Genomic DNA, 23,149 nt, shown 5'->3' with positions numbered 1-23,149 from the left:
GTCATGAATCTACCTTCGTGACCCGAAAACCGCTCTCCCGATTCTTTACGTTGTTGCGGAGTGTGCGCGTTTTTAAAAACCGCTTTCTTTTTTCCGCTTGCTTCATCCTACCGTAATCGTTCTTTTCAACTGGCTGTCCGACAGCTAATTGGTCTAACTTCGCCGTTTCTGATTACAAAAACAACGTATTTGATTGTATTTAAGTGACTAATACCTAACCCGTGGTATTGTTGTTCACCCGCCTTATCAATACGGTCGGGTACGGCAATGAAATTTAGATCATAAAAAATACTTTCTACTTTTGCCAGCGTGTTTTCTCGTTCGGGATAATCCTCAACGATGTATTTTACATTCCCCGCATCCCATTGAAAAGTTAACTTCCTTCCATTAGCCGGTTAGTATATGTATGACGGGCTAGAGCCAAAGAAGTAATTGTGTATGAGGTATTGATTTGCCTAACGTCGCTCCTGTGCTTACTTTGCATCCTAGTTTTAGATCTGAACCCCGCGTAAAATGTATCTCCTTGGATTTGATGTTGGTAGTTCGTCCGTAAAAGCCTGTTTGCTGGAAGTAGAAACCGGTGCGGTGGTGGCCTCCGCTTTTTTCCCCGAATCAGAAATGGCCATTGACGCTCCGCAACCCGGTTTTGCCGAACAACAGCCCGATGCCTGGTGGCAGAACGCGGGTAGAGCCTCAAAAACCGTCCTGTCGAAAGCGGGCGTTAAACCGGAAGACGTGAAGGCCATCGGTATTTCGTACCAGATGCACGGACTGGTGGTGGTCGATCAGGCGCTGAATGTGCTGCGGCCGTCAATCATCTGGTGCGACAGCCGGGCGGTACCATACGGCGAAAAAGCCTTTGAAACCGTCGGACGCACGAAAAGCCTGCAACACCTGCTCAACTCGCCGGGCAATTTTACGGCGGCCAAACTGGCGTGGGTGAAAGAAAACGAACCGGCGGTTTACGATAAAATCCATAAATTCATGCTGCCGGGCGATTATCTGGCCGCCCGCATGACCGGCGAAATCGTGACGACACCCTCCGGCCTGTCGGAAGGCATTCTCTGGGATTTTCAGGACGGAAAACCGGCGGATTTTCTACTCGATTATTTCGGCTTCGATCCGTCGCTGGTGGCCAGTGTGCAACCGACTTTTTCGGAACAGGGCCGGTTAACGCCCAGTGCCGCTCAGGACCTCGGACTCGCGGCCGGAACACCGGTTACGTACCGCGCGGGTGACCAGCCGAACAACGCCTTTTCGCTTAACGTACTGGAACCCAACGAAATTGCGGCTACCGCCGGAACATCGGGCGTCGTCTACGGCGTCAGCGATCAGGCCAAATACGATCCGCAATCCCGCGTCAACACATTTCTGCACGTCAGCCACACGCCGGAAGCCCCGCGCTACGGGGTTTTGCTCTGCATCAACGGCACCGGTATTTTGAACAGCTGGCTGCGGAACCATTTGCTGCGGGGCACCGTCAGTTACGCCGACATGAATGATCTGGCCATTCACGCGCCCGTCGGGGCCGACGGACTGGTTTGTCTGCCGTTTGGCAACGGGGCCGAGCGCGTCCTCGAAAATCAGGACCCGGGTGCTTCGTTCCACGGTTTGCAACTGACGCGCCACGGCCTGCCCCACTGGATTCGGGCGGCTCAGGAAGGCATCGTTTTTGCATTCTACTACGGCATACAGGTTATGGAGCAGGTTGGCGTGGGCCTGAAAACCATCCGCGCCGGAGAGGCCAATATGTTCCTCAGTCCGCTCTTCCGCGACACGCTGGCCAACCTGACCGGTGCCGAAATTCAGCTCTTCAATACCGATGGCGCGCAGGGAGCCGCCCGCGGAGCCGGGTTGGGAGCCGGTATTTACAAAAACCGGCAGGAGGCTTTTACGGGGCTGAAAATTACCCGGACCATCGAGCCCGACATGCGCGCCCAGGAAGCGTACCGGGAAGCGTATGGCAAATGGCAAAGCCTTCTGACGAGCAAGTAAACCGGTATTTGAAAAAATTCGAGACTTAAAAACCTAAAAATCAGCTGCTTGAAAACAAGCAGCAAATTAATCTACAAAAAATATAGATTTAGTTTGGTTGATAAAAAACCGCCTTTTATCTTTGCATCATCATCTCATAATTCTACACGAGTTGTCCGGTACGCCGGTTTGAGATTTATACCGAAAGGGGGAGAGACAGGCTCAATGAACCCTTAGCAACTTTCTGAACGATCCGTGATCGGGAGGAATAAGTGCTAACCTGCCTAAAACAAATTAGGAACTATAAATTATCAACCATCATGAACAAGCAAACTTCGTATCAACGTTGTGACCCCGATCAGGATTGGCATTTGGCCCCGATTCGGTAATCCGCATTTTTAGGCGAGTGCAAAGCCCGCGACTGCAGTCGCGGGCTTTGCTATGTCCGGTTTTTTAGTAGGCCAGCAGACGGCCGCAGGCAATGGTCGCCAGCCAGACCACAATTGAAGCAATGGCGGCCGCTCTGGCCCCGACCGGTACGGGTCCGGTTTTCCAGCGTTCCGGTGCTTGAAAGGTAATCCGGTGAAAAATCGCGACGTTTACCCCGGCCACCGCGATCAGCAACAGCTTGAGCCAGAACGTGGGATCGTTTCCCAGCGATTCGGCGTTGGTCGTAAACAGCAGAATTCCGGAAGGCACCACCAGCAGCAAGCCCCTCCGCGACCACGGCAATACGTGCGTTGCCAGATCCTGTACCGCTATTTTTGTTGAAAACCCCAGCAGTCGAAAATCGAAGACAAACGCCCCGCCCACCAGCAACACGATGCCGACGATGTGAACGATTTCCAAACCGGGATAGAGCCAGGTAGCCTGACGAATGGCAGTTGCCAGCGCGCTGTTTTCGATGGTTTGTAACCACTCAACGGGAACGCTCATTTGCGCATCTCGTATTTCTGGCCGTCGATAAAAATCCGCTCGGCCCGCATCTCATTTTTGACGGTTTTGTGCGGATAACCGACCAGGCGCAGCGACGTTCCTTTTTTCAGCATGGCCGCACTGACCCCCCGCTCCTGCATCCGGCTCATGGGCGCCAGATACACCGTCCAGGTTTTGTCCTTGTCTTTCACCCGGGCCGTTACGTGCGGATTTTCGTATTTCGACTCTTCGATGGTGCCCGTGTAATCCAGCACTTTCGTCTGGTCGTAATCGCCCCAGCCGTGGTGCAGGGGCGCAAATGCCAGGCTCAGCAACAGGAGCAGCGCAAACGGTGTTTTTTTCAATGAGATCATGGCAATTAAGTTTTTGTGAGATAAAGGGGTTAGATATGGGAAAAGCGGGTACCGATTACCAGACAATGTACGTTTTTTATCTCTCGGTTGTCTCCGTTCTAATTTACTTCAATCGAACCGGCAACTGCCGGATCCGTTTTCCGCAAGCCCGATAAATGGCGTTGACAACAGCCGCCCCCGCCGGACCCTGAGCCGCTTCGCCCGCACCCAGCGGTTTTTCGGTTGGGCGGTCAATCACCACCACCTCGGTTTCCGGCACGTCGCTGAACCGAAAAATGGGATACGAAACCCAATCCCGGCTGCTGACGTGCTCTTTGTCAAAGGTAACTTCTTCTTTTAACGTCCAGCTGGCGGCCTGAATCAGCCCACCTTCGGTCTGGTTCTTAATTCCGTCGAGGTTAATGACTTCCCCAGCGTCGATCACCGCCCACATTTTCACCACCCGAACCTGGGCGGTTTTTACGTCGACGTGCAGTTTAGCCGCCACGGCGCAGTAGGTTGCCACGTTTTTGTACCGCGCAAACGCAAACCCAATGCCTTCGCCCGTTCCGGTTTTCTCAGCCCGGGTCAGTTCCTGCAATTTCGTAACGACGGCGACGGCCCGTTCGTCTTCCAGGTGCGCCAACCGAAACGCCAGCGGCTCTTTTCCGGCTTTTTCGGCCAGTTCGTCCATGAACGACTCAATGGCGAACACGTTGCCATACGCACCCAGACTCCGCAGCGCCGACACCCGCAGCGGTCCTTCAAAAAAATGGGCGTCTATTTTCAGGTTCGGAATGGCGTAATACGGTTCCGAATTGCGGTATCCTCCCCCGCTGTAGCCCGACGACGGTTGCGGAAACGGTTTTTCGATTGAGCGGGCCGCCAGCAAATTACCCGGTTCTCCGCCGGGCCGAGTGCTGTGCGAATCGGTCCAGACGCCGTAGCGCCAATGCGTAATCGTGCCGGAGCTATCCAGCCGGGCTTCTACGTCCATTTGCATGGCGCTGCCGTACGGTTCCCAACCGTGTTCATCGTCCCGCGACCACTGCAAGCGCACCGGTTTTCCCGGATACGCCATCGCCAGCAAAGCCGCATCGGCCGCGACGTCATCGGCTCCGTTGTGCCCATAACAACCCGAGCCCGGCACACCCACTACGTGAATCGCATCGGCGGGCAGGTTGAGCATTTTTTTCAGCGCTTCCTGCAAGGGATAAACGCCCTGGCTGTGCGTCCAGATGTGCAGTTTCTCCATCTGGTACAAGGCCAGGGCGCAGGAAGGCCCAATCGAAGCGTGCATGTGATACGGCTTGAAGTAGCTGGCCTTTAACGAATTTCCGCCCGTTGTCTCCACCGCTTTCACGTCGCCGGTTTCCTTCACATTCCGGGTTTTGGCGGGTAGTTTTTTGATGTAGTCCGGCAGTTTCTGATCGTCGGGCAGGGCCGGGGCGGTTTCCCATTTTGCCTGTTCCCGGGCGATCAGCTGCGCCTGAACGGCTTCGTACTCTTCCGTTGCGATAATGCCCAGGAAGTTGCCATTAACCACGGTTTTCAGGACGCCGGGTACGGTTTTCTGCAAAACCGCGGGATCGAACGAACGGAGTTTGGCCCCGTAGGCCAGCGGGCGGACGACCCGCGCGTGGACCATTCCCGGCAACCGCATATCCTGCACATACACCGGCTCGGCCCGCACCATCTTCTCAATATCAGCTCGCGGAATGGCTTTTCCGACCCAACGGTATTCGGCCTTCGGTTTTAATTTCACCGGCAGCCGGACTTCATCGGTCAGTTGGACGCCGTTCAGCAGTTGCGCAAAAGTCAGCTGGTCTTTGCCGCCCTGAACCAGCACCCGGCCATTGGCTAGGCGGACCTGATCGACCGGTTTATTCCAGCGTCTGGCGGCCAGTTCCAGCAGTTTTTGCCGGGCGGCTGCGGCCGCGTACCGCACCGACATCGCGCTGTTTTCGATGGAACCGCTCCCGGCCGTATACCCTTCGTGCGGAGTCCGGCCGGTTTCGGCCAGGTGCACCTCCACCCGGTTTGGTTCCATATCCAGTTCCTCCGCGGCTACCTGAGCTATGGCGGTTCGGATGCCCTGCCCCAGTTCCAGCTTGCCGGTCAGCACCCGAACCCGGCCATCGTCCAGCACTTCCAGCCAGGCATTGATTTGCGGCTGTTGCCGCAACGGGGCTGGCAATGAATCCTGCAAAGGCGGTTTTGACGAAACGAGCAGGGGCGTGCAGGTAAATGAAAAACCGATGGACAGGCACCCGGCGGTTTTGAGAAAATTCCGTCGCGACAAGCTGGTGCTGTTCAGAGGTTCGTTCATGTCGGGAAGGCTGGAATTACGGTTTCGATTCGTTGGCTGCTTGCCGGATGGCCCGCAGAATGCGCGATTGGGTGCCGCAGCGGCACAAAACCCGCTCCATGCCCTGGCGGATAGCGGTTTCGTCGGGATGCCTGTTTTCGGCCAGGAGCGACGCGGCCGAGATGACCATGCCGTTGAGGCAGTAGCCGCACTGGGCCGCCTGTTGCTCCACAAAAGCCCGTTGCACCGGATGCAGCGTGCCGTCGGGCTGCGTCAATCCTTCCAGCGTAACGACGGATTTGTTTTTGACGGTGCCGACGGGCATCAGGCAGCTGGGCGTTGCTTTTCCGTCGAGCAGCACCATGCAGGCTCCGCATTGCTCCAGCCCACAGCCGTATTTGGGGCCGTTTAGTTGCAGATTGTTGCGCAAAACGTACAGCAGCGGGGTTGCCGGATCGACGGTAACGGTGTGCCGCTTCCGGTTTACTTCGATCGTTAGCCTGGCTTTCATCGTCTTGCTTTTTATCCCGGAGTAAATAAATGAACAACCCGTTAAAAAGCAATTTGTTGAAGCAGCTCGCGGACTTTACCCTTTTCCGGTTTGCTCCTGCACCAGAAAATCCTTCAGGCAACCGCGAATGGCAACGATCAGATCGTATTCCGTGGCTTCGAGCACGAATTTTTCGGGAAGTTTGCAGAATTGCATGAAGGCGTTCAGACGCTCTTCTTTTAAATCGGTTATGCGCGAAATCCAGACCGGGTCCAGGCGCGACTGGTAGCGTTTTTTGTTTAGCTCCGACTGGTTGAACTGCTGGAGTTTGCGTTCGTTTTTGGCTTCTTTGCTGAATTTACCGTACAGCGCCGAAACCGGGCCTTTCATCGTAATCTTGGGCGCCAAAGTCGTGTAATCGTACCCCAGCCGGCCCACCTTTCCCAGCGAGGTGCCCACCAGTTCGGGGGCGGTTTTTATCTCGATCACCGGCTTATCGGCAATATCCAGCTTTAGAAATTCTTCCTTGAAACGGCTTTCGGTCCAGCCTTTGATGACCACTTCGTTCAGCATTTTTACCTCCTGAACCATCTCTACCAGCAACTCGGATTCGTCGACCGGCACGACCAGCTGAACGGTTTTGTAGCCAATGCAGGAAATCAGCAGGGTGTCATTCGGAAAGGCCGTGATTCGAAAATGCCCGGTTTCGGTACTCATGACCGCCCGGCGGAGCGTGGTGTTCTGGACGGTTGCCGACACGACCGGTTTTCCGTTGACTTTATCGCTCACCAAACCGCCCCGAATACTCTGGGCCAGGCCGGTCAGCGTTGTCAGTACCGCCAGGAAAAGGAAAAGTAGGGCTTTTTTCATGCGAACCGGAAAATGTTCCAACGGCAAGCTAGCCGTTTTTAAGATAGCCCACCCGGTTTTTAACATTTTTTAGGTTTCCGGCTACCGCTTTCGGTAAACGCCAAAAACCGGGTCAGTGTTCGTCCGTCGCCTGAATAAACGCCCGGGCTTTGCGGATGTTGGCATTGACGCGGTCGGTTTCGATCAGGCCGTCGCGCAACCGCACAATCCGGTGGGCGTATTCGGCAATGTCCTCTTCGTGCGTTACCATGATGACGGTGTTGCCCTTGCTGTGAATCTGGTCGAACAAATCCATGATTTCGTACGACGTCTTGCTGTCGAGGTTCCCCGTGGGTTCATCGGCCAGCAGAATACTGGGGTCGTTGACCAGCGCCCGCGCCACGGCCACCCGTTGCCGCTGCCCACCCGACAGTTCATTGGGCCGGTGCCCGGCCCGGTGCTCCAGACCCACGTTTTTCAGCGCCTGCATGGCTTTTTCCGTTCGGTCGGCTTTGCTGTATCCGGCGTAAATCAACGGCAGGGCGACGTTCTCCAGCGAGGTCTGGCGGGGCAGCAGGTTAAAGGTCTGAAAGACAAAGCCAATCTCCTTGTTTCGGACTTCCGCCAGGGAGTTTTCGCTCATGTTGCTGACGTCCTGACCGTTCAGGATGTAAGAACCGGAGGTCGGCGTATCCAGACAGCCGACGATGTTCATCAACGTTGATTTACCCGAACCCGACGGCCCCATAAAGGCTACATATTCCCCCTTTTGCACCGTGATCGTTACCGATTTCAGGGCTTCGATGACCTCGCTGCCCATTACGTAACGCTTTGAGATTTCGCGGGTTTCAATAATATTTTTGCTCATAATCAATTGGAAACAGCCTACACGTTATCGGTACAGAAAAGCAATCAGGTAGCCGCAATTTTTCGTTTACGCAGAAAGAAATTCCGGACAAACAACCCGGTCAGAATCAGCATTTCCGCATTCGGCCGGTCGGTGACCAGTTCGATGGTTCCTTCGTCGGCCAGAAACATCCGGGTGCGGTCATAATGAACGATTTCCTGAGCGGCTTTCGAATCCGGATTATCGGCCACCAGGCTCCATTCGTGCATCATAAAATTTTCGCGTCGCCAGGTGTATTTCTCGCCATTTTCCAACTGAACCGACGCGTCATTGAAGCCCGCAAAATCAATGCGGCCGATGATCCGGTCACCGGCGTTTTTATCGTGAATGTTAACCGATTGCACCAGAAATCCCCGGACATCGAAAAAAATATGAATCCCGTTCAGGTGGGCATCAACGTCGCGAACCAGCAGATCGCGGTGCATCCCGCCCACAACGTTCGGGCCGTCCATGATGACGACGCTGCGGCTGAAGGCTTCTTTAACCCAGTGAAGTTGCTTTTCCATAATTCCAGTCAGCATAAAACAACCTCTTAAACTTACGGAATTTACCGGAATGACTCCCGCTGTTTTTCAATCAACGCACGTTTCGCCTGATAGCTTGCCAGAAATGCCTGATAATCGGCGGGTGAGGCAGCCCCCCGCAGCCGGGCCAGACCCGCTTCGGCATAGTCGGTCAGGCCCAGATCCAGACACAGTAAAGTGTACATTTTCAGCAAATCCGGATTTCGCTCGTTCAGCGGGAGAGCTTCCAGCACCAGGTTATAGGCTTGCTCCGTCTTGCCCTGCCGGCGCTCGAAACCGGCGGCTGCGGTCACAATTTCGGCCTCGAACGGAGCGCTCCGAGTGGCGTTCCGGTAAAATTGCCGAGCCGGGGCGGCTTGCCGTTTTCCTTCATACGCCTGGGCAATCAGAAAATCCTTTTCTGCCTGAAAAGCCGCCACCACCGCCTGACGGGCGTCCGTCAGCGTCTGGTCAAATTCGCCTTTCGCATTGCGAAGCCGCAGGTAAGCCACCGTCAGGGCCGAACCGGCATAAGCGGTGAGTTTGGCTTCCTGCGGAGTTTGTTCGTACCAGCTTTGCGCCACCGGCTGCTGACGGGCGGCCAGATACCGTTTGACCAGCGCCGATGCGACTACGGTTTTCAGGTTCGCGTCCCGCATGGAAGCATACAAGGCCCGCTGCGCTCCGGCCTGATCGAGCAGGGGATCATAGAGCAGGGCAAACGCTTTTTCCAGATCCGTTGCGGGTTCTCTCCTGTTATACAGGACTTCCGCCAGCGCCTGCACACCGGCATCGCTTTGTCCGGCGGTTTCCCACAGCGACCGGGCCACCAGCGGATCACCGGCTTTGGTCAGGGCCAGCGCCTGGTAATACACCGAAAGTGTATCCGAGTTCTGAGCCAGAATTTCGGCGGCTTTTTGGTTGAGGCCCTGTTCCAGCATCCACAGCCCGGTTACGGAATTGTAGAAAGAACCGTTCTGCTGGTTGTCGCGCGCCAGTTGGTCGGTCAGCTCAAACGCCGTTCGTTTGTTGCCGGTATGGTAATTCGTAACCGCCCGGGCAAATAATAAATCGTCGGTAAAATCCTGGTTGGCGGGTTTCTCGCCCATGCGTTTCAGCACGGTTACCAGGCTCGTATCGGCGGTTCGGTTCCGGACCGCATAATTATAGAGACGGGCAAACCGGCCTACGTTCAGCCCTTCGTCCGTCAGCGGCTCATCGAGCCAGTCGGGCCGCTGAACAGCCGCGCTGTCAACGGGATCCCGAAAAAAACTCAGTGCTGCCCGGTTGGCTTCGTACGATTCGTAGGTGGTGGGTTTCGATGCGTTGGCGAGCGAATCGAGCGAAACCAATTGCGGATTTCGCACCCAGAACGCCAGCAGGTTCGTCTGCGGAACGTCCTCACGGGCGGTGTTGCCACTGGCTGCGGCCAGGTAATAATACGCCGAGTCGGCCACGCTGGTTTTGGCGTACAGGTAGCCCAGGTTATTCTGCAACTCACCATTTTTCGGGAACGTCCGAATGCCACGCTGCAACATTTTGACGGCTTCAAAAAACAGATTGTCTTCCAGCAAAACCGCCGTCAGTCCGGCATACGCCTGTGGCGACGGCTGTTTCAGCAAGGCCTGCTGAAAATAATAAGCCGCCGTTGCCTTGTCGCCCTGACCAAGCGCCAGCGAAGCCATTGCGTAGTTGGATTTATGATTCTGAAATTCGCTGTTCAGGGCCAGGGTGTAGTATTGTTCCGCAATCCGCACCTCACCGGTAGCAGCGTGAAAATCGCCCACGGTATTGAAATAACCGGCCGTCGCCTGGTTAAACGGAAAGAAGTTTTCGACGCCAATGATGACGACCGTCAGAACAGCTGCGATCAGGCGGGTTTGCCACAACGAAAACCGGGTGGGTTTGTAGAACACCTTATAAACCGGTAAGGCTTGCCGGTACAAGGGCCTGAAGTTAAAAACCGTGTACAACACGAATACCAGTCCGGTGGCCAGGTGGGTATAGACAATGCTATCTTCCAGCGCTTCGATCAGCGGATCATTGGCGGAAGCAAACGCGTAGGTGATCGTCAGCGTAGTGATCAGCGATAAACCGAGGTACAGAAACGCCCCGCCATCGTGAAAGGACATAAAGTTCTCGCTCTGCCGCAGTTGCTGCCGAAATCCCCAGAGTCCGAGTATCAACGAGATCAGGAACAGAAGGAACGGGCTGATGACCACCGGATTCCAGCTAATTACTTTGGTATTGCTCAGCCAGATCAGGAGCAGGTTGGCCAGGTACAGCAAGCTGATGAGCAGGAAATTATTGAGACCCAGCGGGCGACCCGAGCCATCACTGCGGTTAGTCCGGGCGACCGAGGTGACGTACACCAGAGCCGCCATAATTTCCGCCGAAATCCAGAAAATAAAAGCCAGCGACACCACCAGCAAGCCCGGCAAGGCGTGGCCCACAAAAGCCAGGGCCGGTACGGGCTGCCCGGCCAACTGATCGATCGCCAGCCAGCCCAGCAGCACCAGACCGGCAAAAACCAGCAACCGGACCGGCAGCGATATTTCCAACCGGAAGGCGTGAAAATAATAACTGACCACGCCTACCACCAGCGCAATGACAACAAACGGCAGACGCCCGCCAAAGGCCGTTCCTAAAAAACCGGGGAATTGCAACACCTCCAGCCGGAATGTAGCCAGCAGCACAATCACCGCCCCCATGCCAACGAGGTAATACCAGCGCGGAAGCCGCGTCAGGGCCGCCACCACAAAAGCCAGTCCCACGCAAACCCCCAGCGTTACCAGCCGCGCGGCCAGAACATTAATCTGCATGGCCGACGCCACAAACTGCTCCGTTACCAGGTACGACTTGCCGGTTACGGAATAATCAAACAACCCGTCGGTAAAAGCACCAATGGATGCCGGAAGCTCCGTCAGCTCGCTCAGGACATCCCAGCGAACCACGTTTTGCAGGCCCTGCATCCAGGCCCAGACCATGCCGGCGATGGCCGTTATGAACAAAACCAAACCCGTCCAATAGGCCGTCTGGTGGCCTGTTCGCCAGTTTTTCCAGAAAAAAAGCATACGATCAGCAACAAACCGGCCAGGGTTTTGAAACGGGCCGGTTGAATCCTTGTAAGCAACGCTACGGCGGGTTACTTAGTGCCTGCGAACGCTCCGACCGGCGAAAAAACGCTGATTGCAGGCCGGTTCTGCGGTTCAAATTCCTTACCCGTCGGTTCGGGCTGGCCATCCGGGAGGTAGACTACAATCTTTGTTTTGTACAAACCCGGCAAATGGGCCTTCGATTCGCAAACTAATTGGAACAAAAACGATTTCGCCCCAGAAATCTTAAAAATAGATGAAAGAGCAACTTGGGTTTAAGCAAATTATACCCTAATTTTGCGGTCGCATTTATTACGCCTACTAAAATTTCTCAACTTCATAGCATGACAACTGCAACAGCAACGAATACGGGTAGAGTTACGCAAGTAATCGGCCCGGTTGTTGACGTGAGTTTTGAGGGCGAAGGGTCGCGGCTACCGGCGATTCTGGACGCTCTGGAAGTCACGAAAGCCAATGGCCAGAAAGTGATCCTGGAATGCCAGCAACACCTCGGTGAAGACCGCGTCCGTACAATTTCGATGGATGCTACCGAGGGTTTGGAACGGGGCATGACCGTTGTTCACCTTGGTAATCAGATTACTATGCCGACCGGCGACGGAATTCGCGGCCGGTTGTTCAACGTCGTCGGCACGGCCATCGACGGAATTCCCCAACCCGAAAGCACCGGCGGCCTGCCTATTCACCGGGCGGCCCCGAAGTTCGAAGACCTCGCTACATCGACCGAAGTACTTTTCACCGGAATCAAGGTGATTGACCTGCTCGAACCCTACGCGAAAGGGGGTAAGATCGGTCTGTTCGGTGGTGCCGGCGTCGGAAAAACCGTATTGATTCAGGAATTGATCAACAACATCGCCAAAGCGTATTCCGGTTTGTCGGTATTTGCTGGCGTGGGCGAGCGGACCCGTGAAGGGAATGACCTGCTGCGCGAGATGATCGAAGCCGGTATTATCAAGTACGGTGACGACTTTAAACATTCCATGGAAGAAGGTGGATGGGATTTGTCCAAAGTGGATTCAGAAACCCTGAAAGACAGCCAGGCTACCTTTATTTTCGGACAGATGAACGAGCCTCCCGGCGCCCGGGCCCGCGTTGCGCTTTCCGGTCTGACGATTGCCGAGCACTTCCGCGATGGCGACGGAACCGGTCAGGGTCGGGATATTCTGTTCTTTATCGATAACATTTTCCGGTTTACCCAGGCCGGTTCGGAAGTATCCGCTCTGTTGGGCCGGATGCCGTCGGCCGTAGGATACCAGCCCACGCTGGCAACCGAAATGGGGACCATGCAGGAACGCATTACGTCAACCAAACGGGGATCAATCACCTCGGTACAAGCGGTTTACGTACCGGCCGATGACTTAACTGACCCCGCTCCGGCTACGACGTTTGCCCACTTGGATGCCACGACGGTATTGAGTCGGAAAATTTCCGAGTTAGGGATTTACCCCGCGGTTGACCCGCTGGATTCAACCTCCCGGATTCTGACCGCCGAAATCCTGGGTGACGAGCACTACAACACGGCTCAGCGCGTCAAAGAGATTCTGCAACGCTACAAAGAATTGCAGGATATCATCGCCATCCTCGGTATGGAAGAACTTTCGGAAGAAGACAAGCAGACGGTAAACCGGGCGCGTCGCGTGCAGCGGTTCCTGTCGCAACCCTTCTTCGTGGCCGAGCAGTTCACCGGTCTGAAAGGCGTACTGGTTCCGATTGAAGAAACCATCCGGGGCTTCAACGAAATCATCGACGGCAAGTGGGATCACCTGCCCGAAGCCGCCTTCAACCTGGTTGGAACCATCGACGATGCGGCTGCCAAAGGCGAGCGTCTGTTGAAAGAAGCAGGAAGATAAAAATCGTTCCGGGTTTGAGGATTAACGTTTAGAGCAACAGTCAGGCGTTAACCCTCAAACCTTAGACCTTAAACGATAAAAAAATGCATCTGGAAATCATTACACCGGATCGAAAAGTCTTCACGGGTGAAGCGACGGCTGTCACGTTTCCGGGTACGGAAGGTCAGTTTCAGGTTTTGAACGACCACGCTCCCATTGTCAGCACGCTGGCCCGGGGACCGGTTACGATTGCTACTGGTACCGGCACACAGACGTTTACCGTCGATGGTGGCGTTGTGGAAGTTCTGAATAACAAAGTACTCGTGCTGGCCGAAGCGGTTATTGCTGCCTAACGGGCATTGGTTATCAATACGAAGAGGACCGATCTTTGCAGATCGGTCCTCTTTATTTTTCACTCCTTGCAGACTTGGTAGCACTGGTGATTACCGCGCCGTCATCTTTCGTTTTCCTTCCTGAATAAGCTCCAGCGCTTTTTCCATATCCCGGTCGCGCTGCTTGATCCGGTCCTGCACGCTGTATTCAACCGGAAAGTCCGGCATGACACCCCGCCCCTGATCCGGATTTCGGCTAGCGGTGGCAATCCAGAAAACCGGAAACCGCACGCGCAGCCGCGTTTCGGGCAGCGTCATGGTCTGAATGATGCCGCCATTGCAACCCGCTTCGCCCCCACCCGTTTCCTGGCCGATAATCGTCACCGGCCGCTGCGCTTTCAGGCTGGCCGTAAAAATGGAAGCCGCCGAAAACGTTCGGCCACTCGTCAGAACGTACACTTTACCGCTAAACCGATGCTCCGAAGCCGGTTTGTTCCAGCCAACATTGGACTTGCCGAACTGGTAGCGGCCGCTCTCCGATTTCATGAAGCGGAAATTCTGCCTCAACACCCGTTTTTCCTTCCGGTCAAAGTACGAGCAGGAGTTGGGTCGGCGCACCCGGCATTCGGCCCGGTCGACCTGCCGGAAATCGGATTTCATCAGGTACGACATTAAATCCGAGCCGATTTCGGCGTTGCCGCCGGTATTCTGGCGCAAATCGATGACCAGATCCTGAACTTTTCGTTTTTCCAGCGTTTCAAAAACCTCCCGGTGAAAGGACTCGTACCGGTCGTAGCCAAAGCTGTTGATAATCAGCATCACAGCTGTGGAATCGCTGTTCAGGAAATGCAGGGAGCGCATCAGCTGGAGTTTGGCGTCGTCGTCGTGCGATGCTTCGGTTTTATGACGGCTTTTCTTACTTCGCCGAACCGTCGCGGGCGCGGTCGGCGCATCTCCCGAACCGCCCGGCCGGCGCCGAACCGTCGTCAGGCGCTCCGTCCCCGTCGTATCCCGAACGCTCAGCGTCCAGGGTGAGCGCCCGTCGAAGTGCCGCCAGTAGGTTTCTTCGAGGTGGTATAATTCCAGAAAATAATTCTTGAACGTCTGGTTATAACCGTCTGAGGGCCAGCGATCACGGGCCGCCTGAATGATCTCCCTAACCGGATGATTGCCTAATTTCAGGATTTCCGTTCCGCAGATCAGCGAGGAATCGGTGCTGCGGTTTCGGCCAATAAACATCCGGTCTTCCTGCAGAATAATATCGAATGGCAGCCATTGCGGTTGCGGTTTTCGGCTCGACCGGCTGGTGTACAGCGACTCCTGCACATCGGTGTGGCCGCAGCGAATCTGGACGATCAGCGGACGGAGCAGCTCACGGAATTCGATCTCGGTCATCGGGCGGTAGAGTTGCCGGAAAACCGCATCAAAATTTCGGTTCATCTCCTCGCGCGCGACATAACGGTACAAACTCGGATGGCGCTCCTCCAGCGTCTTCCGCAGCACCGCAAAGTCGCTCCGTAGTTGCTCGACCGTATACACCCGGGGGCGATAGGTCGCTCGTTTCGGATGGGTCGGAAAACAATAAGCCGTGCCGACGGTCAGCGCCATCAGCAGCACGAGGAAACGCATACTGTTTTTCTAAAGGAATCAATTCATTTCTGTTCCCGAAACTACCGTTTTTTTTATGGGAAACAAAATTAGTAAAAGGCATCTTCCAGGTGCTTTACGGTGACCGCATCGGGCATCACCGTCACGGCGACAATATCGAAACGCACATCGTGCTGCCAGTCGTTGGTGAAGATATAATGCTCGGCGGCTTTCATGATCAGCCGCGCTTTCGTGTAGGTAACGAATTCTTCGGGGTTGCCAAACCGGGTGCTGCTGCGGGCTTTGACTTCCACAAAAATGAGCAATTTGCCTTTCTGGGCGATCAGGTCAATCTCGGCGTGCTGGTGCCGGTAGTTGCGCTGCAGCAGGTCATATCCTTTTTGCTGAAGGTAGCGGGCGGCTTCGTCTTCGCCCTGTTTGCCGGTGTCGTTGTGCTGTGCCATGCTGCTGTTTTTATCCTTAGACGACAAACCGGGTGAATGGATACGAACGAAAAGAGACGGTTTTGGTGTTTTCTTTTTAAGGATTACACCAAATGAACCACCATTGTAACAGGCAGGTCCAGATTCAGGACCTGGGATTGATTGATTATCAGGCCGGTTGGGATTACCAGGAACAGCTGCTGGCCGATAGCATAGCGACCAAAATCGCCAACCGAAACCGGCCCGCCGACCAGCAGATTCCAACCGCCAATTACCTATTGTTCTGCCAGCATCCCCACGTGTATACCCTGGGAAAAAGCGGAAAAGAAGGTCATTTGCTGGCCAATGATGCGTTTTTGCAAACCATTGGCGCGACCTACTACAAAATAAACCGGGGTGGTGATATTACGTACCACGGACCGGGGCAGTTGGTGGGCTACCCGATTCTGGACCTGGATAATTTTTTTACGGACATTCACCGTTACATGCGCCAGCTGGAAGAAGCCATCATCCGAACGCTGGCCGACTACGGATTGGATGCGGGCCGGATCGAGGGTCTGACGGGGGTTTGGCTGGATTATGATCCCGAAAAAAAACAATCCAGCGGTCCGCGGAAAATCTGCGCGATGGGCGTCAAGGCGAGCCGGTGGGTAACGATGCACGGTTTTGCCCTGAACATCAACACGGATTTAAGCTATTTTGAGCACATCGTGCCCTGCGGAATTGCCGACAAAGCCGTCACGTCGATGCAGGCCGAGCTGGGTCGGGAGGTGCCGGTGGACGAAGTTGCCGGGCGCGTCAGTCACCATCTGGCCGATTTGTTTGCCATGGAGTTAATCGTGCCGGCGGGCTTTAGTCTGTTTCCGGAACTGATTTTAAAAGTTAGCACTACCTAATACGGGCAGAAGCCCGCCGGTACTTTAGAATGAAGAAAGATATTTCGTTTTTGCCAGTAGAAGGAATTCAGGTCGTCATTGCGCGCAAATTGACCGAAATCAACCAATACGACTGGCAGGTTTATTTGATCAACCAGAATACCGTCAGCATCCGGAACGTTTTCGTGACGTCCAAAGGCTACGGTTTTGTAGATGAAAAGCAGGAACAGCCGCAGGCCACCTCCACCCTGCGGCATTTTTTCCCGGAGCTCCAGCCCAATGAGCACGTGGTGGTTGAAACCATTATGCCGGATGTTTTTCATTTAAATAACCAATATTGGGTCAGTTACTACATTGGCGACCAGATTTTTGACAAAAAGTTTATCTTCGTGCCCGACAGCATTACCGAACAGAACCTGATTCAAATTCATGAATTGGGACTGGAGGGTGTCCTGCACGCCTGAACTTTGTCATTCACTGCTATGCCCGTATCCTGGAAAAAACGACTTAAAAATCTCTTATTCATTGACATCAAAACCGTGGCCGGAGCGCCCTCGTACAACGACCTGGACGAGCGGTTCCAGCAGCAATGGGGACAGAAAATCAGTTATTTTCAGAATGAAGAAAACTGGTCGGCGGCCAAATGGTACGACAACCGGGCGTCCTACTACGCGGAGTACGGCAAGATTGTCTGCATCGGCATCGGCGGTTTGTACTGGGATGACGACGACAATGTGTTTCTGAAAGTAAAAACGCTGGCCAACAACGACGAAGCGGTTTTACTGGCGGAGTTTATCGACCTGATTGAAAAATATCCGACCAATGAACTGATTCTCTGCGCCCACAACGGCAAGGAGTTTGATTATCCGTATCTGTGCCGCCGGATGCTGGTGCACGGCCACCCGCTGCCGGCCACGCTGCGGCTGTCGGGGCGCAAACCCTGGGATATTCCCCACCAGGATGTGCTGGAAATGTGGCGGTTTGGCGATAGTCGCCACTTCGTTCCGCTCGACTTGCTGGCGGCTGTTTTGAACCTGCCCATTCAACCGCTCGAACTGACCGGCGACCAAACCAGTTTAGTATATTACCAGAAGAAAGGGCTGGCCAAAGTGCGCGAATACGCCCGCTCGTCCATTGTTACGCTGGTGCAGGTTTACCTCCGCCTGCTGGGTGCCCCGCTGGTGGAAGACCAACGCATCACGCGCCTGGAGTGAGAAAGGGTTGTTTCGCAGAGTTGAGCGGAGAAATTAAGAGTTGAGCCGAGGAAAATAACTCCGCATAACTCATACAACCTCTGCTCAACCGCCGGGCGGCCCCGTCCGCGAAACAACTGAACATTTACCAAAGAATTACATGAGAAATAATAGAAATAAACCACGAGAAAACCGCAGAAGCCCGCAAAACAACGCGGCTCCCTCGGCTCATTCGTTTCTGGATGAGATGAAGAACGACATTGCGGCTTTTTTTGAAATAAACAGCAAAGAAACTTTTTCGCAAAACGACGTATTTGAGAATTTCGACCTCTACGACCGCAAAACGAAACTGCTGACTCACGGGTTGATCGGCGAACTGACCGATGAAGGCATTATAAGCCGCCATGCCGACGGCACCTACCAGTTTAACGAAAACGACCGCACGGTCGAAGGTACGGTCGATCACGTCAACCCCCGGTTTGCCTTTGTTAGCGCTGGCTCGGGCGACCGCGACAATGATATTTACGTCAGTACCGACGACCTGAACGGGGCTATTGATGGGGACAAGGTGAAAGTAACCCGCCTGAGTGGCTCGTCGAATTCCGGCGGTTTTTCGCGCGGTTCAAAAAATCACAGCCGCCGGACCGAAGGCCGGGTGATCGAGATTGTGGAACGCGGCCGATCCGAACTGGTGGGCCGGATTGCGACCTGGCCCAATTACGGGCAGGTGATTCCCGACAGCAAGCGGATTTACGAGGAGATTTACATCCCGAAAGACAAACTGGCCGACGCAAAAGACGGCGATAAAGTGATTGTCCGGATGACGCGCTTTCCCGACGGCCATCACCGGCCCGAAGGTGAGGTCATTACGGTTTTGGGGAAAGCGGGGGACAACAACACCGAAATGCACGCCATTCTGGCCGAATTTGGGCTGCCGATTCACTTTCCGGATGCGGTTGAACGGGAGTCGGAAGCCATTTCGGAGCAGATTCCGGACGAAGAAATCGGCAAACGGCGCGACATGCGTCCGGTGACGACCTTCACGATTGACCCCGAAGACGCCAAGGATTTCGACGATGCGCTGTCGGTGCAGATTCTGGAGAACGGCAATTACGAAATCGGGGTGCACATTGCCGACGTAACGCACTACATCCGGTTGGGTACCGCCCTGGAAGACGAAGCTTACAAACGCGGAACGTCGGTGTATCTGGTGGACCGCGTGGTGCCGATGTTGCCCGAGAAGCTGTCGAACAACCTGTGTTCGCTGCGACCGAACGAGGACAAACTGACGTTTTCGGCGGTTTTTGAACTGACGCCCGACGCCAAAATCAAAAAAGAGTGGTTTGGCCGCACGGTGATTCACTCCGACCGGCGGTTTGCCTACGAAGAAGCGCAGGAAGTGGTCGACAGCGGTCAGGGCGATTACTTGGAAGAACTGCGGCTGCTGAACGAACTGGCGTTTAAACTCCGCGACGAGCGGTTTCGGCACGGTGCGATCAACTTCGAAACCGTGGAGGTGAAATTCAAACTGGACGAAAACGGGGTGCCGCTGTCGGTTTACCCGAAAGTGCGGAAAGATGCGCACAAGCTCATCGAGGAATTTATGCTGCTCGCCAACAAGCGGGTGGCCGAATTTGTACACGGTCTGTCGCGCGGGGAACACCCGAACGTAATGGTGTACCGGGTCCACGATTCGCCGGATTTAGAGAAGCTGCGGACGTTTGCCACCTTCGCCGGGCGGTTTGGCTACAAGCTCAAGGTCGATAGCGAAAAAGAGCTCTCGAAGTCGTTCAACACCATGATGGATGACCTCGAAGGCCAGCCCGAGCAGAATGCCCTGCAACAACTCGCCATTCGGACGATGGCCAAAGCGCGTTACAGCACCGAGGACATCGGCCACTTTGGGCTGGCATTCCGGCGGTATTCGCACTTTACGTCGCCCATTCGTCGCTACCCCGACATGATGGCGCACCGGTTGCTGCAGCACTACCTGGATGGCGGCAAATCGGTCAATGTCGAAGAATACGAAGCCCGTAGCAAGCAGTCGTCCGACCGCGAGCGCGTGGCTGTTGAAGCCGAGCGTGCTTCGATCAAATACAAGCAGGTGGAATTCATGAACCGGATGGACCGCGACCAGGAATTCAAAGGCGTAATTACGGGGGTGACGGATTTTGGCATGTTTGTCGAAATCACCGAAACCAGCGCCGAAGGGCTCGTTCGCATGACCGATCTGGACGATGATTTCTACGAGTTTGACAAAGAAAATTACCGGCTGATCGGCAAGCGCAACAAGCGGATTTTTGCGTTTGGCGACACCGTGACGGTGCGCGTCAAGGAAGCCAACCTGGCCCGCCGGAGTCTGGATCTGTTGCTGGTCGACGACAAAAGCGGGTCCAAAGGATCGGTCAAAAACCGCCTGACCCGCCGGGACACCAACGAGGGCGAAAGTCGCTCCGACCGACGTTCCAAAGCGTCAGCGGGCCGCCCGGAAAAAGCCGTCAAAGCCCCAAAAGACCGCAAACGGCGTTGATTGCCAGCCCACGCTTAAAACCGTGGGCTGGCAATACCCGATCCCAAAACTTCCAAACCCGGTTTTACGATGAACGATGAATTCATGCAGGAAGCCATTCGGCAGGCCCGGAAAAGCCTGTCGGAAGGCGGTATTCCCATCGGCTCGGCGCTGGTGAAAGACGGCCAGCTGGTGGCGTCCGGCCACAACAAGCGGGTGCAGGAAAACAACCCCATTCTGCACGGCGAAATGGACTGTCTCAACAACGCCGGGCGCGTCGGTTCGTTTCGCAATACCGTCATTTACTCCACGCTCATGCCGTGCTATATGTGCGCCGGAACAATCGTGCAGTTCAAAATTCCAAAAGTAATCGTGGCCGAATCGCGAACGTTTGCCGGCGCCCGGGAGTTTATGGAACAACACGGCGTGGAAGTGATCGACCTCGATCTGCCGGAATGCGTCGGGATGATGAACCAGTTTATCGCTCAGAAACCGGAGGTCTGGAATGAGGATATTGGGGAGTTATGAGCTTAAAAGGAACCCAATTTACGACCAATGTACAACCTGAAAATTATCAGTTCGACCGTCCGGCCCAGCCGGAAAGGACCGATCATTACCAACTGGATTGCGGAAGTGGCCAACCAACACGGCGGTTTTTCCGTCGAGGTCCTGGATCTGGCCGAAATCAATCTTCCGTTCATGAATGAAGCCGCTCACCCGCGTCTGAAGCAGTATGAGCACGCGCATACCAAACAGTGGAGCGCCAGCATTGAAGAAGCCGATGCGTTCATTTTCGTGACGGCCGAATACGACCACGGTTACCCGGCTCCGCTGAAAAACGCCCTGCAATATCTGGTGCACGAATGGGCCTACAAAGCCGCCGGAATCGTCAGCTATGGCGGTATTTCGGCCGGAACCCGGGGCGCTACGCAGTTGAAAACGGATTTGATTGCGCTGAAAGTGGTGCCCCTGTTTGAGGCCGTCAACATCCCGTTCTTCGATCAGTTTATCAACGAAGAAGCCGAGTTTGTGCCCAACGAATCGAGCCAGCGGGCCGCCCAGCTCATGTTCAACGAACTGGTTCGCTGGACGAAGGGAATGGCGGTGGTTCGGGAGCATAAAGCGGACTAGATCAACAACTCGGGCCGCTGGTCTGCGCCTTTCGCTGGTAAAACCGCCGGGTGAAGTTTTCCGCTCAGGCCTAGGCTCACTTCCACTTTTGCCGTAATCCGTCAATCACTTCCCGGGTTTCGGCAATCCGGGTTTTCAGGCCTTTTTTGTAATGCCACAGTCGAAACTCCGGATTGCCGCTTTCTTTTTCGAGTTCCTGTTCAATTTCCCGAAGGTAGTTTTCGCTGAGCTTCAGATATGGTTCGGCGGTTTCGGGATTGTGAAAACCGCCCCCGTCGATGGTTACGTAAACCGGCGTTGTGTGAGCGGCTTGCTGCGGGCCGGCAAAACAGCGGGCCGCCAGCCAGATGCCCCGCGTCAGCGTATCCAGTTGCACCTGTACCGTCAATTGACGGGCCGACTGCCCCGCATCCTGGCGGGTGACGGTTGCCAGAACTTTTCCGTGGCCGATCAATTCGATCTTCTCCAGCGGCACCTGCTTTTCGTGACCGAAAGCCTGCGCCGAAATCGTCAGTTTCGCGCCTTTTTTTAGGGCCAGTCGGTCGCCGGGCCGGGCGCTGTTCACCCGAAAGTCCAGCATCGGGCCGCTGGTGACTACCGTGTGGCCCGCTTTCAGGCCGGTTTTCCACGATTGATTGGTCAGGGGGCCGTCGGTATGAACGTAAAACCGGGCGTTGCCAATCCGGGCCGAATGCTCCGGCGGACCGTGGCCGTGGTCCTGCCCGCACCACGGGAAGTCGGAACCCGCCGTGGCCGTCACCGGAAAGCCCAAATCCAGCAAATGGTAGTAATGAGCGGTGCGCAGCGGTTTTTCATCCACGCAGTACTGCAAAATTTCCAGCACATCGACCTTGCCTCGCAGCCCGTCGAGCGTCAGGCCCCGGTAGCCGTGAAACGTTTCGGCGTGGTGGGCATACCCGCTGATGCCCCCCAGCTGGTGAAGCTTGTCAAAAACCGCATCGTAATGGTAATAATCCTTTGAAAACCGTACTTTATCGGCTGCGCCGTAGCCCAGCGCGTGGCCGAGTTCGGGTGTTCGCGGGTCTTCCTGGCCGGACACCAGCAGGTAATTATCCCGGCGATAAACGCCCGCTTCCCCGAACGCATACTGCGGATAATACGTCTCCCAGAAGTCGCCCATGCGCAGCAGCACGCCCACCCGAACGTCCTCGGCCTGGAGCCAGCTCATCAGCAGCGGATCTTCGCGCGGGGAGCGCCGGATGTGAATGTGGCCGTCGGTCGAGTACCAGCCGCGAGTCGCCATGTCGATCCAGCGCGTCATCCGGTATGTTTTCTTTTGCGGTTTTCCGGCTTGCACGGTGATCGGGTGGTGCTGATCGAGAAATTCCGGCCCTTTGGATAGGGTCAACTGGTAGGAACCGGGCGGCAGCCTCAGTCGAAACCGGCCGTTGACGTAAAAAGAACTGTCCGGCTGAAAACCGAACCCGTCGGCATGATCCCACAAACCGTACATGACACCGATCGCTTCCGGCGGCAAGGACCTGACCGGGCGGTTTCTGTGCGTCAGCCGGACCCGCACCGGCGTGGGTTTGTCGGTAGTGGCCAGCCGGATTTCCACGTCCAGCAGTTCCGGTTTGCGGGGTTGCGCACCAACCGGGTTCAGCCCTGACAGACCCACGAAAACCGCTGCCACCCGCAAAAAGACAGGCCAGTGCTTTAGCCCGAATCCCGTTCCTTTCTTCATTCTTTCAACCGCCGTAAAGGCATCAATTTACGGACTTAAAACGCATTAATTTTCTTCATATACTCCGCTTTTTCAATTTCTTTTGCGTACTTACCAGTCCGGTTTTTTCCCGTTTCAGGCCTTAATCAGTCGT

Annotated in this window: 21 protein-coding genes and 1 riboswitch; of the genes, 9 read left to right on the top strand and 12 right to left on the bottom strand. The window is 55.1% G+C overall.

Annotation, left to right across the window (positions count from 1 at the left end; genetic code table 11):
* Positions 1-125 precede the first annotated feature (125 nt).
* Complete coding sequence (locus ACYVHX_RS20875) at positions 126-308, bottom strand: BrnT family toxin (protein WP_460673660.1); 183 nt, start codon at positions 306-308, stop codon at positions 126-128.
* A 205-nt stretch (positions 309-513) separates the two neighbouring features.
* Here ACYVHX_RS20875 and ACYVHX_RS20870 point away from each other — a divergent pair, with 205 nt between their 5' ends.
* Complete coding sequence (locus ACYVHX_RS20870; RefSeq protein WP_460673629.1) at positions 514-1,995, top strand: xylulokinase; 1,482 nt, start codon at positions 514-516, stop codon at positions 1,993-1,995.
* 172 nt (positions 1,996-2,167) lie between these two features.
* Positions 2,168-2,284, top strand: a riboswitch (SAM riboswitch).
* Between the two features lie 143 nt (positions 2,285-2,427).
* Here ACYVHX_RS20870 and ACYVHX_RS20865 read toward each other — a convergent pair.
* The 8 genes from ACYVHX_RS20865 to ACYVHX_RS20830 form a co-directional block, all read right to left on the bottom strand.
* Positions 2,428-2,910 carry a DUF6644 family protein gene (locus ACYVHX_RS20865; RefSeq protein WP_460673628.1) on the bottom strand — a complete coding sequence of 161 codons (483 nt, stop codon included), beginning with the start codon at positions 2,908-2,910 and terminating at the stop codon, positions 2,428-2,430.
* Positions 2,907-3,263 (bottom strand): DUF6152 family protein, encoded by a 357-nt coding sequence (locus ACYVHX_RS20860; RefSeq protein WP_460673627.1) that lies wholly within the window; start codon positions 3,261-3,263, stop codon positions 2,907-2,909. Before ACYVHX_RS20860 ends, ACYVHX_RS20865 begins: the two co-directional genes overlap by 4 nt.
* Before the next feature lie 103 nt (positions 3,264-3,366).
* Entirely contained in the window at positions 3,367-5,571 is a 2,205-nt protein-coding gene (locus ACYVHX_RS20855) for a xanthine dehydrogenase family protein molybdopterin-binding subunit (RefSeq protein ID WP_460673626.1), read from the bottom strand.
* Between the two features lie 16 nt (positions 5,572-5,587).
* Positions 5,588-6,061 (bottom strand): (2Fe-2S)-binding protein, encoded by a 474-nt coding sequence (locus ACYVHX_RS20850; RefSeq protein WP_460673625.1) that lies wholly within the window; start codon positions 6,059-6,061, stop codon positions 5,588-5,590.
* A gap of 75 nt (positions 6,062-6,136) precedes the next feature.
* A complete protein-coding gene (locus ACYVHX_RS20845) occupies positions 6,137-6,910 on the bottom strand; it encodes a carboxypeptidase-like regulatory domain-containing protein (protein WP_460673624.1) in 774 nt (257 codons plus the stop codon).
* 112 nt (positions 6,911-7,022) lie between these two features.
* Positions 7,023-7,757, bottom strand: coding sequence for an ABC transporter ATP-binding protein (locus ACYVHX_RS20840; RefSeq protein WP_460673623.1), 735 nt, complete (start codon positions 7,755-7,757; stop codon positions 7,023-7,025).
* 44 nt (positions 7,758-7,801) lie between these two features.
* On the bottom strand, positions 7,802-8,302 hold the full coding sequence (locus tag ACYVHX_RS20835) for a hypothetical protein (protein WP_460673622.1): 501 nt from the start codon (positions 8,300-8,302) through the stop codon (positions 7,802-7,804).
* Positions 8,303-8,343: 41 nt separating this feature from the next.
* Positions 8,344-11,373: a tetratricopeptide repeat protein gene (locus ACYVHX_RS20830; protein ID WP_460673621.1), complete on the bottom strand. Its 3,030-nt coding sequence runs from the start codon at positions 11,371-11,373 to the stop codon at positions 8,344-8,346.
* A gap of 365 nt (positions 11,374-11,738) precedes the next feature.
* On the opposite strand from ACYVHX_RS20830, the gene atpD reads away from it, so the two are divergent.
* Together atpD and atpC are read left to right on the top strand one after the other, a co-directional pair.
* The gene (atpD, locus tag ACYVHX_RS20825; RefSeq protein ID WP_460673620.1) at positions 11,739-13,262 is read left to right on the top strand and encodes a F0F1 ATP synthase subunit beta; all 1,524 of its coding nucleotides are present in this window, start codon (positions 11,739-11,741) and stop codon (positions 13,260-13,262) included.
* Positions 13,263-13,345: 83 nt separating this feature from the next.
* Positions 13,346-13,594 (top strand): ATP synthase F1 subunit epsilon, encoded by a 249-nt coding sequence (gene atpC, locus ACYVHX_RS20820; RefSeq protein ID WP_460673619.1) that lies wholly within the window; start codon positions 13,346-13,348, stop codon positions 13,592-13,594.
* Positions 13,595-13,684: 90 nt separating this feature from the next.
* Here the strand turns inward: atpC and ACYVHX_RS20815 are convergent, their stop codons facing one another.
* Entirely contained in the window at positions 13,685-15,202 is a 1,518-nt protein-coding gene (locus ACYVHX_RS20815; protein WP_460673618.1) for a S41 family peptidase, read from the bottom strand.
* Positions 15,203-15,270: 68 nt separating this feature from the next.
* Complete coding sequence (locus ACYVHX_RS20810) at positions 15,271-15,624, bottom strand: YraN family protein (protein WP_460673617.1); 354 nt, start codon at positions 15,622-15,624, stop codon at positions 15,271-15,273.
* A gap of 92 nt (positions 15,625-15,716) precedes the next feature.
* On the opposite strand from ACYVHX_RS20810, the gene lipB reads away from it, so the two are divergent.
* The 6 genes from lipB to ACYVHX_RS20780 all read left to right on the top strand — a co-directional run bounded on the left by lipB (position 15,717) and on the right by ACYVHX_RS20780 (position 21,311).
* The gene (lipB, locus tag ACYVHX_RS20805; protein WP_460673616.1) at positions 15,717-16,499 is read left to right on the top strand and encodes a lipoyl(octanoyl) transferase LipB; all 783 of its coding nucleotides are present in this window, start codon (positions 15,717-15,719) and stop codon (positions 16,497-16,499) included.
* A gap of 29 nt (positions 16,500-16,528) precedes the next feature.
* On the top strand, positions 16,529-16,942 hold the full coding sequence (locus tag ACYVHX_RS20800; RefSeq protein ID WP_460673615.1) for a hypothetical protein: 414 nt from the start codon (positions 16,529-16,531) through the stop codon (positions 16,940-16,942).
* A gap of 18 nt (positions 16,943-16,960) precedes the next feature.
* Positions 16,961-17,692: a ribonuclease H-like domain-containing protein gene (locus tag ACYVHX_RS20795; RefSeq protein ID WP_460673614.1), complete on the top strand. Its 732-nt coding sequence runs from the start codon at positions 16,961-16,963 to the stop codon at positions 17,690-17,692.
* Positions 17,693-17,831: 139 nt separating this feature from the next.
* Positions 17,832-20,201 (top strand): ribonuclease R, encoded by a 2,370-nt coding sequence (rnr, locus tag ACYVHX_RS20790; protein WP_460673613.1) that lies wholly within the window; start codon positions 17,832-17,834, stop codon positions 20,199-20,201.
* Positions 20,202-20,270: 69 nt separating this feature from the next.
* Positions 20,271-20,708 carry a nucleoside deaminase gene (locus ACYVHX_RS20785; protein WP_460673612.1) on the top strand — a complete coding sequence of 146 codons (438 nt, stop codon included), beginning with the start codon at positions 20,271-20,273 and terminating at the stop codon, positions 20,706-20,708.
* A gap of 27 nt (positions 20,709-20,735) precedes the next feature.
* The gene (locus ACYVHX_RS20780; RefSeq protein ID WP_460673611.1) at positions 20,736-21,311 is read left to right on the top strand and encodes an NADPH-dependent FMN reductase; all 576 of its coding nucleotides are present in this window, start codon (positions 20,736-20,738) and stop codon (positions 21,309-21,311) included.
* A 76-nt stretch (positions 21,312-21,387) separates the two neighbouring features.
* On the opposite strand, the gene ACYVHX_RS20775 is transcribed toward ACYVHX_RS20780, so the two are convergent.
* Complete coding sequence (locus ACYVHX_RS20775) at positions 21,388-23,016, bottom strand: CehA/McbA family metallohydrolase (RefSeq protein ID WP_460673610.1); 1,629 nt, start codon at positions 23,014-23,016, stop codon at positions 21,388-21,390.
* Between the last annotated feature and the right edge of the window lie 133 nt (positions 23,017-23,149).

This window comes from Larkinella ripae, assembly GCF_054780775.1.
This window is presented reverse-complemented; position numbering and strand designations above follow the sequence as displayed.